At 59.0% G+C, this 12,597-nt stretch carries 14 protein-coding genes and 1 pseudogene; 4 read left to right on the forward strand and 11 right to left on the reverse strand.

Translation table 11 applies throughout. From position 1 onward, the window contains the following. Window positions 1-5: 5 nt before the first annotated feature. From BLS41_RS33685 to BLS41_RS38120, 6 genes are read right to left on the reverse strand one after another with little or no spacing between them, the layout of a single operon-like run. On the reverse strand, window positions 6-518 hold the full coding sequence (locus BLS41_RS33685) for a hypothetical protein (protein WP_143026447.1): 513 nt from the start codon (window positions 516-518) through the stop codon (window positions 6-8). Next, window positions 511-1,278: a DUF7079 family protein gene (locus BLS41_RS33690; RefSeq protein WP_436972071.1), complete on the reverse strand. Its 768-nt coding sequence runs from the start codon at window positions 1,276-1,278 to the stop codon at window positions 511-513. Before BLS41_RS33690 ends, BLS41_RS33685 begins: the two co-directional genes overlap by 8 nt. Next, window positions 1,161-1,571 (reverse strand): hypothetical protein, encoded by a 411-nt coding sequence (locus BLS41_RS33695; RefSeq protein WP_074772195.1) that lies wholly within the window; start codon window positions 1,569-1,571, stop codon window positions 1,161-1,163. Before BLS41_RS33695 ends, BLS41_RS33690 begins: the two co-directional genes overlap by 118 nt. Further along, a complete protein-coding gene (locus BLS41_RS33700; RefSeq protein WP_171910371.1) occupies window positions 1,558-2,136 on the reverse strand; it encodes a lysozyme in 579 nt (192 codons plus the stop codon). Before BLS41_RS33700 ends, BLS41_RS33695 begins: the two co-directional genes overlap by 14 nt. Beyond that, on the reverse strand, window positions 2,136-2,648 hold the full coding sequence (locus tag BLS41_RS38115; protein ID WP_083380209.1) for a PAAR domain-containing protein: 513 nt from the start codon (window positions 2,646-2,648) through the stop codon (window positions 2,136-2,138). The genes BLS41_RS33700 and BLS41_RS38115 overlap by 1 nt, the downstream gene beginning before the upstream one ends. Window positions 2,649-2,650: 2 nt before the next feature. Then, window positions 2,651-3,211, reverse strand: coding sequence for a PAAR domain-containing protein (locus BLS41_RS38120; protein ID WP_083380210.1), 561 nt, complete (start codon window positions 3,209-3,211; stop codon window positions 2,651-2,653). A 239-nt stretch (window positions 3,212-3,450) separates the two neighbouring features. Between BLS41_RS38120 and BLS41_RS39250 the strand changes: the two genes are divergently transcribed. Beyond that, window positions 3,451-3,867 carry a hypothetical protein gene (locus tag BLS41_RS39250; protein WP_171910372.1) on the forward strand — a complete coding sequence of 139 codons (417 nt, stop codon included), beginning with the start codon at window positions 3,451-3,453 and terminating at the stop codon, window positions 3,865-3,867. Window positions 3,868-4,665: 798 nt separating this feature from the next. On the opposite strand, the pseudogene BLS41_RS33710 reads toward BLS41_RS39250, so the two are convergent. The 5 genes and pseudogenes from BLS41_RS33710 to BLS41_RS33730 form a co-directional block, all read right to left on the reverse strand. Beyond that, window positions 4,666-4,851: pseudogene (locus BLS41_RS33710) on the reverse strand (MFS transporter); the annotation flags it as partial. 371 nt (window positions 4,852-5,222) lie between these two features. Further along, window positions 5,223-6,797 carry a methyl-accepting chemotaxis protein gene (locus BLS41_RS33715; protein ID WP_074772201.1) on the reverse strand — a complete coding sequence of 525 codons (1,575 nt, stop codon included), beginning with the start codon at window positions 6,795-6,797 and terminating at the stop codon, window positions 5,223-5,225. A 479-nt stretch (window positions 6,798-7,276) separates the two neighbouring features. Further along, window positions 7,277-7,687, reverse strand: a complete 411-nt coding sequence (locus BLS41_RS33720) for a BON domain-containing protein (RefSeq protein ID WP_074772203.1) — start codon at window positions 7,685-7,687, stop codon at window positions 7,277-7,279. A 182-nt stretch (window positions 7,688-7,869) separates the two neighbouring features. Next, window positions 7,870-8,514, reverse strand: coding sequence for a helix-turn-helix transcriptional regulator (locus tag BLS41_RS33725; protein ID WP_074772205.1), 645 nt, complete (start codon window positions 8,512-8,514; stop codon window positions 7,870-7,872). Between the two features lie 148 nt (window positions 8,515-8,662). Beyond that, a complete protein-coding gene (locus tag BLS41_RS33730; RefSeq protein ID WP_074772207.1) occupies window positions 8,663-9,637 on the reverse strand; it encodes an ornithine cyclodeaminase family protein in 975 nt (324 codons plus the stop codon). Between the two features lie 266 nt (window positions 9,638-9,903). Between BLS41_RS33730 and BLS41_RS33735 the strand changes: the two genes are divergently transcribed. From BLS41_RS33735 to BLS41_RS33745, 3 genes are all read left to right on the forward strand, one after another. Beyond that, entirely contained in the window at window positions 9,904-10,692 is a 789-nt protein-coding gene (locus BLS41_RS33735) for an ABC transporter substrate-binding protein (protein ID WP_074772209.1), read from the forward strand. 73 nt (window positions 10,693-10,765) lie between these two features. Next, on the forward strand, window positions 10,766-12,007 hold the full coding sequence (locus BLS41_RS33740) for an NAD(P)/FAD-dependent oxidoreductase (RefSeq protein ID WP_074772211.1): 1,242 nt from the start codon (window positions 10,766-10,768) through the stop codon (window positions 12,005-12,007). Window positions 12,008-12,138: 131 nt separating this feature from the next. Then, the gene (locus BLS41_RS33745) at window positions 12,139-12,501 is read left to right on the forward strand and encodes a translation initiation factor Sui1 (RefSeq protein WP_074772213.1); all 363 of its coding nucleotides are present in this window, start codon (window positions 12,139-12,141) and stop codon (window positions 12,499-12,501) included. The last annotated feature ends 96 nt before the right edge of the window (window positions 12,502-12,597 follow it).

Below are 12,597 nucleotides of genomic sequence, written 5' to 3' on the forward strand. Positions count from 1 at the left end.
CGGCATCATTTTGTGCGTCCGAGAATTCTATTGACCTTTGAACACTCTGGATGCTCTGACGACTCCATGTCGTCTGAGCAAGTCAACCATTTATAGAATTCGAGTTTCTGTTTAGCGGTATCTTGCCGACAGGCTGCAACTTGAAAATCTGTATCAGGCATGTAATTGCCTGTCCAGTCACTGAAGGCCATTCCAAATAACTTGCAATCGGACTGAAGTTTTTCGCTCCATAAATCGTGATTCTTTTCAAGCTCTGCGAGGTTGTCTCCCTTCAGCTTGGCGTGGAGATTTTGATAGAATTTTTCAGCGTCGTTCAGGATGTTTTTCGTGTCCGCACTAGTACAGGCCAAGAAATCATCGTGCGTTTTCGCCTTTGCTTCACAATTGGCGTCCGCGTATGTAGCGCAACTAGCGCACGCTAGGAGCAGCGCGAGGGAAACTTTAGTAAGCTGCATCATAGACGCCCGTGGCGAACGGGTGTGCCTCGCGCTGGCGACGCCGTGCGACGGATCAAACATCGGCGCTTCCCAGATGATTTATACAAAACCTTCGCACGGCGGCCGACCGCGTTTCGTGCGTTGACGCTTCGCTCTTTAGCAACATCGAACGACAAACAGGCTCGTAGCGCTGCCAGACATCACCAATTATCTCTTGCATCCCCTCAATTTCCCCTCGAGAGATGCTAGAAATTGTTTCATTCGCTGCTTCGAAATAGCGGAGGCCACAAATATGGAATGCCTTTACAAACTGCAAACGCAGAGAATCGTCCAGGGGACGTAACCATTGCGTTACCGCGCATACGCTACGCCAGCTTGATTCGACCATCCATCCGTTTAGGCGCCGCCGCAGCCAAGGCATCTTGCTCGCGCTTGCGCGCCTGATTAACGCGGCTTCGTCAAGATCGAGTCCGGCCCATTGGCTAAAAATGGACAGCAGATTGGGAGTCGCCTCGGGAAATACCTCGATCCAGAAGATCCGTTCCAATGTTCCATCGTCATAACCCGATTTGGCGCAGCAATTGGCAATGTATGGCACAGACCAGCGGACTTCGGTATCGAGAAATATGTCACTCATTGCCGCCCAGACCGGTCGTCGGCGTGCTAAGTCTTCGGGAGACAAGCTTGGCGCGGCCCGGCGATCTGCACCACGGGCGGGGCTTTTCACCATTGGGACATTTTTAGCAGATCCGAAAGGAACGAATTCTGCGACTTTCGCACTTGGTATACACATCCTGCGTAAAGCGCAGGATACATGGAGCCATCTGGACTTTTTCCCCATCCTGCGCCCGCGTCGCGCTGCAACTCACAGAACTTCAATGCTTTGTCCTGCGCAACCATATACGCGTGCAGCAGCGTTGCATGTGGATTGCCCTTCGGTATTCCCGCGCGTAAGGTGGTGTAGATTTCTTTATTCTTTTTGACCAGATCGGAACTCAACTGGCCGTAACATAACGTGTCTCCGTAGCCGCCGCCGAGATGCTTTAAACAGTCCGCATTGGACTGCGCGGAGGCCGCGCCATAAGTGCTTGCAAATGCAAAGAAGGCAACGATCCATTTCTTAGTGAGAGGCATCGTAGACCCCGGTCGAAAAAAGACGAGCCTCTGTGAAACGTCTCGGTGGTAGACCCGGATTGCTGCCGACGCGATAGGTACGAATGTAATCGAACATGGAGCCGTATTCCCCTCGGTTAGTTTTGTCGATGATTGCCGTAGCGCCATCACCTGCGCCACAGTTATATACAACACTAACTAGAGCATCGTATTCAAACTGAAATAGTGGCACGTGTACATCGCTATTCAATCGTCTCTGTGCTTTCTCAATATCTCGCTTCTTGAATTCACGCGCACGTTCCAACGAGATCGTCTGACTTACCTGAATATTGTCGGCGGGAAGGATTCGATGACCGCATCCAACTGTTGGGATGCCAACGTTATCTCTGTACGCTTTCAGGATAAAACCGTCCGTAACGAAGTGTCCTTGAAAGTTTGTACCATTTAAGGTACCAGATTCCCATACTGCAATGAACAAAAGACCGTCGTTGGACACTGTCCACGGCTTTCCTAGCCGTTCACAGTAGGCTGTCGTACATGAATTCGGATTTGTATTTGTAACTGCGGTAGCGAGTGCGTCAGGCATCATATCTCCTGTTTATGACCAAGGTAAATTCGAATGGACTCGGCGGCTCGTGTTTCATAGCGCTTAGTGCGTCCCGATGAATCAGTTATGCCGTGTCGCAATTCACCAGACGGCATGCGAGCCGTGTAATAAGTGTCCGCGAGGGGATTCCGTTTGCATCGGTCAACAGTGAACTGTTCGTCATATGTGGCACTGAGCGGTGTTGTGAATTCTTCACTTCGAGTACTTTCGCCGCTATCAGAGTAAAAAGCGTTGGAGCCTGCCGAGGCGAATACCCGATTCTTTCGGCACGGACACATGACCCAATCCAAGTCCTTGACCATAGGTTCACCGCCGTCCATCCAATCACTACGGGTGCCGTAGATCGGCCATGCACCTTTGCAGTTTCCGCACGTCGCTTTATTCTTTTTGCGTGCGTACATCTTGCCATCTTCGTTATAGAAGTCACTGCGGCCAGTTACTTCCCCATCCGTGGTGGTGCGGTCCCGGTCCGCAACGAGTCGATCAAACATGCTTACTCCCTATGCCCAAGATAAATACGCAGGTGTTGCGCCGCGTCCGTGATATAGCGAGTTGTTCTGCCAGATGAGTCGGTAAGTCCGTGTTGCAGTTCACCCGATGGCAATCGAACGGTGTAGTAGGTATTCAGGAGCGCTTTTCCTGAGGCATCGGTCAGCGTGAACTGTTCGTCGTAGACGAGGCTTTGCAACGGCCCTTTAGCGAAGGATGCACGCGCTTCGTTGTCTCGGTCAGTGATTCTCCATTTACGTCCGTATAAGGCGATGATGCGGGGATGTTGTGCGCACTTGCAAAGAACGATATCGCCGCCGACTGCTTGACGACGATTATTGACACGATCAAGGAGGCGACGCCTGTCGCCCACGCCAGCGCCATACGTAATGACACCAGTGGTATTGCAGGCCGGACAATACGCATCGTCCCCGATGAAGGCCAGACTGCGACGCTTGCCGTCTTCGCCCTGAATTGTTGCGCCCTGTTTCATTGCAAACACGCGGCTACCATTGCCGCTTGTCAGCGGATCATCTTCGACCGCTGCATAGTAGATGACGGACATTTACGCTCCCTCCCTTTGCCCAAGATAAATGCGCAGGCGTTGCGTGCCTCTGGTGGTATATCGCTCGGTACGGGCCGTTTGATCGGTTATGCCATGGACAACAGAACCGGACGGCAAGCGGAGCGTGTAATACGTTTCGCGCAAGGAACGGCCCGTTGCATCGCGAAGGGTGAACTGCTCGTCATACTGGCTAGCTTTCGCGCCAGCGGTCGCGGGAACGGCGACGGGTTGCGCGTCTTTTGTGCGACCAGCGCAGCGGCGCGATTGTCAATAAGGCAGCCGTAACCTGCGCCATCCACGATGATCGCTTCGCTTCCATCGGGATATGTCACAACGTCGCCAACGCGAGCAACGCCCAGGCCACAGAGTTTGAATTCCGATGTAGTGCTGACCCGGCCACCGCGCTCTGTGAGCGCAGCAAGCGTAGCGAAGAGGTGGAGCGTTCCTCTATCTTTCTGTTCGGACATTTGCAGGAGTTCTCAACAGTAAAGGCGCCAGCGGCGCTGGTTAAAAAAGGCGACGATGCCAACGAGGGAATAAGCATTGCTGGAGGCCGCTATATCTTCGTCAATTCGCTCCAATCCGCAGTTCATCTAAATCCGAAAAATGCCTCTATTCATGCGCGCAAGATTGATTTTTCAAGAATTGACGTTTGACGGATTCTGGCGAATTGCAGATGGTCGAAATTGCGCTCCACGCAAGACGGTTCGCACTGACCTACAGATGACCGCATCAGTTCGGCGGCTGAGAGTGGCCTTCGGCGCGTCGGGCGACTTGCACCGCTCATGACAGGAACGCCGGATGAGATGCGAGGAACGGCGAACGCTTTAACGCAGCCTGTGTTTCATCGCAATCAAGATTGGCGATTGCCAGTTCGTGCGCAAGCCGCGTAAGGCTCGCACAAGCTTGGGCAACTCGTTCTCGCAATGCTGCGTCGGCAAGGTCAGGCCGGTTTGCACCGCCAGGATACGCCACGGCTTCCAGAATTTCACCGACGTCCTTCAGATTCCGCTCGTAATAAAATGCGATCAGTTCTTGCAGAACAACGATCCGGCCTTGCGGGGAAAGCTTGGGGTTTCTGTTGGCATAATCCGTCGCGCCTCAGAAACGACGAGGGGCGCGTTTGCACGCATGCCTTACGAGCACAAGGAAAACGGCCCAGACAATGGCCGCTACCGCGTTCTACATGAACCCGGTTGAGTAGTGGAAATTCATACCCCGTCTGTCTCCGGCAATTGAGCTTTAGAACGGCCCGCGATCACGGATAGAGGAAGGGTGAGCGGGCGCATGACAGGGCTGCAAATCCGGCGCTGAACCAAACCGGCGAACCCGAAGGTTTCCCTCTCACGGTCCGCCCATTGACAGAATCAATAGACGTGCAGAGATAGCCGCACACCCTTGCGGATGTTCGGGGTTCAGCGTGACCAGGTTTGCAGGCCCGGAGCCGGTGTTTCCAGCGGATCGGCATTCGGCGGGAGAAACAGTTGACCGAAGACGAGCGCGGCCGCCGTACCGTAGACAAAAAAGTCGTACCACTCCATCGCATTGCCGGCAACGGACGCGATGACGATTCGACGAAGGGCACGCTCGGGAGTCGCGGTAGCGCTCTCCGTCGGACTGGAGGATTGAACGGAGGCCATGTCTGCTCGCATCAGGGAGGTGGAGACGTGCAGCCTTTTCAAAGGCTTTGCATGGGAGGCAGTGTCGAGGCGACAGATATCCGCGTCAAATCGGCCGAAAAGAAGCGGTGTTATCAGTTCGGCGGATGTGCGCCGGACGCGTGTATGGACCGTCCCGGCGCCTGTCGGTCTTTACGGATGCACCCGATTGCCAAACCGGAGGCGTCCCTATCCACCATCAGACAGCACACGCTTGCATCACGACGACAGGTCCAGCGCGCCTGGACCGTTCGCAGACAACAGGGAGAACGCGTCCCGCTTTCCGGCAACCTCGGTCTTCCGCGACGCCATCAGCTCGCACGCTCGACCATCAAAGCGAGCCGGCCTGCCGCTCAAGCCGTCGTCGAATCGACCTTGAAGAACGCGATGGACTGATTCAACTGTTGCCCCTGATCTTCCAGCGACTTCGCCGCCGCCGCTGCTTCCTCGACGAGCGCTGCATTCTGCTGGGTCGCCTGGTCCATCTGCGTGATGGCGAGGTTGACCTGCTCGATGCCGCGGCTCTGTTCCGTCGATGCCGCCGCGATTTCGCCCATGATGTCCGTCACGCGTGCCACCGCCCGTGTCACCTCCGACATGGTTTTTCCGGCCTGATCCGCGAGCGATGAACCGTCCTGGATTTTCTGAACGGATGCGCCGATCAGATCCTTGATTTCCTTGGCTGCGCTGGACGAGCGCTGCGCGAGATTGCGCACCTCGCTCGCGACCACCGCGAAGCCGCGCCCCTGTTCGCCGGCGCGCGCGGCTTCCACGGCGGCGTTCAGCGCGAGGATGTTGGTCTGAAAAGCGATGCCTTCGATAATGCCGGTGATGTCCGCGATCTTCGTGGAACTGGCGCTGATCTCGCCCATGGTGTTGACCACCTGCCCCACGACCGCATTGCCCTTGTCCGCCACTTCGGACGCACGGTTCGACAGCGAACTGGCCTGCTGGGCATTCTCGGCGTTCTGTCTGACCGTCGACGTCAGCTCCTCCATGCTCGACGCCGTTTCCTGCAACGACGCCGCCTGCTGTTCCGTGCGCGACGACAGATCGACGTTGCCCGACGCGATCTGGCTGGAGCCTGTGGCAATGCTGTCCGCGGCGACGCGAACCTGGCCGATCAGGCGAACCAGGCTCGCCTGCATTTCGCCCATCGAAGCGAGCACGCTCCCCGCCGGGGCATCGGCGGCGCCCGGCACGGGTGTGAGATCGCCGGACGCAACGCGCTGCGACACTTCGCCGAGTGCGCTGGGCTCGGCGCCGAGCGCGCGCAACAGGCTGCGCGTAATCAGCGATCCGGCCACAACGGCGATGACTAGTGACGCCAGGCAAACGGCGATCAGAATGTCGCGCTGGGTGGCGTAATGTTCCGCCGACTGCTGAACCAGTTCGTCAGCGCGAGTATGCGCATAGTCGCCATACGCATTGGTCGCCTTGATCAGCGCCGCGAGCAAGGGCCGGCATTGTTCGTCGATCGTTCGCACGGCGTCGTCGCGCTTGTTGGCGACTGCGAAGGCGACGATGGCCTGCGCAACCGGCGTGTAAGCGGCCTCGATCCGGTTGATGTCGCTCACGAGACTGCGCGCCTGATCGGACGCATCGGTGCTGCTGGCGATCATCTCGTTGAGCGTCGCGAGACGTGTCTGGACGTCGTGTTGCGCCTGGGCTTCCGCAACTCTTTCCAGTTCGAAATCGGCGGGCGTGGTGACGAGCGCCATGTCGCGAGCGGCAATCGCGCGCCGGTCGACGGCGGTTCGAACCGCCTGCGCCGCGAGGGTGCGGGCGTTTGCGCCCGCGACAAAACCGGCGAAGCGCTCGTGCGAATCGCCGAGCGCTTTCAATGAAAGACCCGAGACAAGCAATACCATTGCGGCAAGCACTGCAAAAGCGGCCGTGAGTCTGGCCTTGACTGACAACTTCTTCATGTTGTGGTCCCGTTGAAGATACGTCGGATAGAGCCCGATCTATCGCCGGTTTCCAAAGACATGCTCAGACAAGAAATTCAGCCCTCAAGAACCGTCTATGTATGGCGCATAACGGCATCGCGAAGGATTTCATTAGGCCGCAATGTGTTTCAGCAGGCGCGCAAAGGTTTGCGAGGCATTTTTATTTTTTGATCGGGGGCGGTGGGTCGCCGGGCGTGCGGTTTTGGTCCGTTCAGGATTGGGCGAAGGGCGGGGGAGCGTATCGATCGTGCACGAGAATTCCAGAGCCCGAACTATCAGGACTCGGAATCTCGCAGACCGTGGCGGGCATATCAAGGTATCGAGGTATCGCGCTTCGCATTCCCGAGAGAACCGCGCAGCGGCGACGCACGTGCCTCAGCAATCAGGCGACCCGCGCCGCACGCGTTCTTTCCATATGCGGATGACGCGAATTTCGTCAGCGGCAGCTTTCAGCGCGCTTATCCTTGCGATGGCGCGAGAGGTTGCTCGATCGCCGCGACGTGATGTTTTTTCGCCGTCAACCGGTTCGACACCCCCCTCACGCCGCGTACCGATCGCGCTGCGTTGCCGGCGCGCGAAATCTGCCAGCTCTCCGGCACCCAGCCCGTGAGCGTGACGACACCACGATGCGCGCGGATGTGGATCGCCGAATCGACCATATCCGGTACGCGCCGGATGGCGCGGCGAACGTCGAGAATAATTGCATCGTCGGAACGGCTTCCCGGTGGCGACGTCGATACCTGCACCATCGGCGACGCCGTGATGGTTGAGGCGCCGCCTGCTGTCTGCGCATTCGCACAAGCCGCGAAACTCGCGATGACAGCAATCAACGTCGCGCTGAACTTCCTGCCCGCATCATTTCTGGTCATGCTGTCCCCTTCGGGTTCGGACTTAAGGATCGTGTGACGCCTGCGTGAGCCTGTGCTGCGCAAGAAGTCGGGCCGCCTGCGGCTCGCTGTACATAAAAGCGTAGTGCACGCCGTTCGAAGATGGCGTGTTTTTTGTATCTGACGCAAATTTCTTGACGCAACTTCTGCGGCCGACATTGCTGCTATGCAGCGGTGCCGCGCAAATCCCGGATGTGCTGATAGACCGTCGCGCGTCCCATTCCCAGCACGTTCGCCACATAGTTCGCCGCGCTTTTTCCCTTGAAGGCTCCCTCGGCCCACAGCGCTTCGACCAGTTCGCGGCGATGGTCGCGAGTCAGCGAGTTCAGCGCCAGTTGACGCTCCTGGAGCCACGTGTGAAGGAACGTGTTGATCCGTTCCTGCCAGTCGTCCTTGAACAGTTCTTCGGGTTGTTTGACGACACCGGCGCCGGAAATCACCCGGTCGATGACGTGCTTCATGTCCTCGAATACCGCAATGTTGTAGTTCACGCACATCACGCCGACGGCCGCGCCCGCGTCGTCGAACAGCACGGTGCTCACGCAGCGCATCCGTCTTCCGTCCCAGTTGATTTTTTCGTACGGGCCGATAGTGCCCGATTCGGCGGTGTGGTCGATCTCTTCCAGCGCGGATTCGTCGCCCAGTTCGCGCTTGGACAGATTGTTGGCGATATAGGCAACGGTCTGGCTTTGCAGGTCGTGAATGACGATTTCGACGTACGGGAAAAACAGCAGCGCGATACCGTCGGCGACACGGCTGTATCGTTCCAGAAGTAGTCGGCGCGCGGCTGTTGTCTTGGGCTTTCGCATAGGAATAAGTGGGGTTTCAGTGTCCGGAGAGGCCGCAGCGTGTTGCTTCACCGTGCTGCGCGTCCGTTTGTCATGCGCCATTCTGCCATGACAGAAACGCGCTCAAGCACGCCGGGGCGGCCCTGTGGACGCGCCGGTCGGCACCGCTCTACGCGTCGTTCTGCTGCGCGTTCAGGTGCCTGAAAAGCTCCAGTGCAATGGCGACGTCTTCGAGTCCAAGTCCGATCGAACGAAAAAACGCGTGCTTGCTGTACGACGGTTTTTCAGCCGTGCCGAGCACGAGTTCGGGCAGATCGCCCCGCACATGGTCGGGCGACCAGCCATGCCGTTGCGCGGCCAGCGTCATCTCGCCCGCGCTGAGCGGCGTCGTCTGCCGATAATCGCAATAGACATCCATGGCGGGTAGCCAAGCGGGCGGAATTTCGTGGGCGTTCGCGACGTTGGTGCTGATCGACGTGACGAGCGCGGGTTTGCTCAACATGCCGTCCTGCAAGACAGGTGTGCCCGACGACGTGCACAAGGCCACCACGTCGGCATCGTCAACGCATTCTTCGATTCGCGAGCAGAGGATGACGCGCCCGTCGAGCGCGGCGATTTCGGCGCAGGCCGCTGCGTCGCTCTGAAGCGCAGGCGAAAACACCCGAATCGAGCGCCACGGCCGTACCGAGGCCAGATGTCGCAAATGAGCCCGGCCCACCGCGCCCGAGCCGACAATCGCGAGCGTGGCGGCGTCGGACGCGGCGAGTTCATCCACGGCTAGCGCGGTTGCGCCCGCAGTGCGTTCGGTCGTGAGCAGTCCCGAATCGCAGAACATCAAAGGCTGTCCGGTTTCCATCGACATCAGCGCGCTCCACGCGGTAATGATCGGCCTGGACCCGGTGACGAGGTACGGCGACAACTTGGCGCCGAATACCTTTGCGGGCGTCATCGCGCCGAGATACGTGATGAAGTCGCCCGCGCCGCCCGGGAACAGCGTCAGCGTTTGCGGCGGTTGCACGGCGGCGTCGCTGCCGAGCGAGCGAAACATCTGCCTGAGCGCACCGCGCACGTCGAGATGCGGCAGCGCATCGCGCACGGTTTCCTGATCGACGACGAGGGGGCGCGCTTTTTCCGGGGTGCTCATTGAACTGCTCTCCATTACGTTGCCGGCATCCGGCGTCTGATGTGAAAACAATTCTAAAGTCAAAAAGTCCAGACTGGACTTTTATTTTGAAAATTTGTTTTCTTTTATCAGAGTCCAGAATAGACTGTTGTTCCAGAGCGGGCGCCAATGCGACGCGGTGCCGTTGTGTTTCCTCGCTCTCTCGCAGCCGCATTGCCAGCGGCTGTCCGTGCCTCGAATGCCCGCGTTGTTGCATTCCCGCTGACCAACCACACAGGGGACCTCCCATGCTTCAGAAGCTTCCACTTTCACTGCTCGTCGCTGTCGCGTTGTCCGGTTCGGTCGGGATCGTCAGCGCGGAGACTCAAAACACCTTGCGTTTCGGCGTCGAGGCCGCGTATCCGCCGTTCGAAAGCAAGTCGCCGACGGGGCAATTGCAGGGTTTCGACATCGATGTCGGCAATGCGGTCTGCGCGAAGATGGGCGTGAAATGCGAGTGGGTGGAGAATGCGTTCGACGGACTGATTCCCGCGTTGCAGGCTCGTAAATTCGACGCGATCAACTCGGCGATGAACATCACCGAAAAGCGTAAGCAGACCATCGACTTCACGCCGCCCATCTACGTCGTGCCGATCGTGATGGTGGCGAAGCGCGGCTCCGGTCTGTTGCCCGATGTCAAGAACCTGCAGGGCAAACGCGTAGGTGTGCTGCAAGGATCGTCGCAAGAAGATTTCCTGAAACGCCATTGGGCAAATGCAGGCGTAACGGTCGTCTCTTACGCCGACCAGGACCAGGTCTACGCCGACCTCGTCGCGGGTCGGCTCGACGCCGCGGTTCAGGAAACGCAAACGGTCGAAGACGGGTTCCTCAAAAAGCCGTCCGGGCACGACTACGTGATTACCGGCCAGCCGCTCAGCGACCCAGCCACGCTCGGCGAAGGCACGGGCTTCGGCATGCGCAAGGGCGACAAGGCGCTGGCCGCGAAGATCGACGCGGCGCTTGTTGCGCTGAAGAAAGACGGCACGCTCAGCGCGCTTTCGCAGAAATACTTCGGCCGTGACATCATCGCGAAGTAACGGGTTGCGGAACCGGTGCGTATGCTGCCGTGCGCACATCGGCGGTAATCGATAAGGAAAGCAGAGCGAATTTATGGACTTCGACGTGATCGTGCTGGGTGCCGGAATTGTCGGCGTGTCGTCCGCGCTGCATTTGCAGGATCGCGGGCGGCGCGTGGCGCTGGTCGACCGGCGCGGTCCGGGCGAAGAGACCAGTTTCGGCAACGCGGGGCTGGTCGAAAGTTCGTCGGTGGTTCCTTATGCATTTCCGCGCGATCTGGGCACGCTGCTGCGCTATGCACGCAACCGGTCGACTGACCTGTACTGGGACTATCGCGCATTGCCTTCGTTTGCGGGCTGGCTCGCGCGATTCTGGTGGGAGTCGTCGCCCGAGCGGTTACTCAGTGCTGCGCACGACATGTTGCCGCTGATTCGCCGATGCGTGGCCGAGCACGATCTTCTGATCGCCCGCGCAGGCCTTGCGAACCTGACGAAGAACAGCGGCTGGATCGAGGCATTCCGCAGCGAGCCGGAATTCGAGCGGCAGGTGAAAGCCGCGACGCAAACGGCGCGTACCTACGGGCTGCATATGACGCCGCTCGACGCCGCCGCGTTGAGCGCGCGTGAGCCCGGCCTCGCCGATGGATTTCGCGGGGCGCTGCACTGGCTGGACCCGAAAAGCGTCGTCAATCCCGGCGCGTTGACGAAAGGCTATGCACGTCTGTTCGAAGAGGGCGGCGGCGCGTTGCTGAGCGGCGAGGCCACCACATTGAAGGCGGAAGGCGACGCGTGGAGCGTGCAGACATCATCCGGAAAAATCAGCGCGAAGGACGTTGTCGTGGCGCTGGGGCCGTGGTCGGACCGGATATTCGCGCCGCTCGGATATCGCATTCCGCTTCGTGCCAAGCGCGGTTATCACATGCACTACGCGCCCACGAAACCGCTGTTGTCCATGCCGATTGTGGACACGCAACATGGTTACGTGATCGCGCCGATGGAAGGCCGTCTGCGCCTCACCACCGGCGTCGAAATCGCCCTTCGCGATGCCAGGCCCACGGGCGTTCAACTGGCGCGCGCTGAACGTACGGCAACGCCGACGTTCGGCCTGGGTGCGCGGCTCGACGAGCGCCCGTGGCTCGGTTTGCGCCCTTGCACGCCCGACATGCGGCCGGTGATTGGCCGCGCACCGCGTCACAAGGGACTCTGGTTTTCGTTTGGACACGCCCATCACGGATTGACGCTAGGCCCGGTGAGCGGGCGTCTGCTGGCGGAAATGATGACTGGCGAACAGCCTTTCGCCGACGCCGCTCCGTTCAGGCCCGAGCGGTTCCGCTAGCCATCTTCACGGGCAGTCTCGCGCCATGACTGTCGCTTGCCTGGATCGTAAAGGAGCATCGGAATCCGGCCGTGACGCCTGATAAACTCGGCCGGTTTCCAGCATCAATGCCTGCGGGCAACCAGCTAACCATGAAGAGTAGTTCGAAAAGCGGCCTTGTCTATTCCACCGAAAGCGGCCGGATGTGCCCCGAATGCCGGCGCCCGATCACGGAATGCATCTGCAAAACAGCTGCAAAAACACGACCGGCCGGTGATGGTGCGGTGCGCGTGAGTCGCGAAACCAAAGGCCGTGGCGGCAAGAGCGTGACGATTGTCAAAGGCCTCGCGCTCGATCCTGTCGCGCTGGCGTTGCTGGGCAAAGAGTTGCGCACGGCCTGCGGTTCCGGCGGAACGGTCAAGGACGGCGTGATCGAAGTGCAGGGCGACCATTGCGAACGAATCATCGACGCGCTAAAAAAGCATGGCCACAGCGCGAAGCGGGCGGGCGGCTAGGCGCCTGAAAAAAGCCCCGCGCGAGAAGCGCGGCGGGGTAAATGCGTTGGGAAGCAATCACTCGATATGAGCGCGTTGGCCGCCGGCAATCCAGCG

Origin of the sequence: Paraburkholderia fungorum (assembly GCF_900099835.1) — a bacterium.
Lineage (GTDB): Bacteria > Pseudomonadota > Gammaproteobacteria > Burkholderiales > Burkholderiaceae > Paraburkholderia > Paraburkholderia fungorum_A.

Excerpts from the sequence above, each read along its gene's own strand:
- BLS41_RS33720 (WP_074772203.1), bottom strand. The coding sequence starts at position 7,687 with ATGACCAGAAATGATGCGGGCAGGAAGTTCAGCGCGACGTTGATTGCT.
- BLS41_RS33700 (WP_171910371.1), bottom strand. The coding sequence starts at position 2,136 with ATGCCTGACGCACTCGCTACCGCAGTTACAAATACAAATCCGAATTCA.
- BLS41_RS33715 (WP_074772201.1), bottom strand. The coding sequence starts at position 6,797 with ATGAAGAAGTTGTCAGTCAAGGCCAGACTCACGGCCGCTTTTGCAGTG.
- BLS41_RS33695 (WP_074772195.1), bottom strand. The coding sequence starts at position 1,571 with ATGCCTCTCACTAAGAAATGGATCGTTGCCTTCTTTGCATTTGCAAGC.
- BLS41_RS33690 (WP_436972071.1), bottom strand. The coding sequence starts at position 1,278 with ATGGGGAAAAAGTCCAGATGGCTCCATGTATCCTGCGCTTTACGCAGG.
- BLS41_RS33735 (WP_074772209.1), top strand. The coding sequence starts at position 9,904 with ATGCTTCAGAAGCTTCCACTTTCACTGCTCGTCGCTGTCGCGTTGTCC.
- BLS41_RS33730 (WP_074772207.1), bottom strand. The coding sequence starts at position 9,637 with ATGAGCACCCCGGAAAAAGCGCGCCCCCTCGTCGTCGATCAGGAAACC.
- BLS41_RS38115 (WP_083380209.1), bottom strand. The coding sequence starts at position 2,648 with ATGTTTGATCGACTCGTTGCGGACCGGGACCGCACCACCACGGATGGG.
- BLS41_RS33725 (WP_074772205.1), bottom strand. The coding sequence starts at position 8,514 with ATGCGAAAGCCCAAGACAACAGCCGCGCGCCGACTACTTCTGGAACGA.
- BLS41_RS33740 (WP_074772211.1), top strand. The coding sequence starts at position 10,766 with ATGGACTTCGACGTGATCGTGCTGGGTGCCGGAATTGTCGGCGTGTCG.
- BLS41_RS33685 (WP_143026447.1), bottom strand. The coding sequence starts at position 518 with ATGTTTGATCCGTCGCACGGCGTCGCCAGCGCGAGGCACACCCGTTCG.
- BLS41_RS33745 (WP_074772213.1), top strand. The coding sequence starts at position 12,139 with ATGAAGAGTAGTTCGAAAAGCGGCCTTGTCTATTCCACCGAAAGCGGC.
- BLS41_RS38120 (WP_083380210.1), bottom strand. The coding sequence starts at position 3,211 with ATGTCCGTCATCTACTATGCAGCGGTCGAAGATGATCCGCTGACAAGC.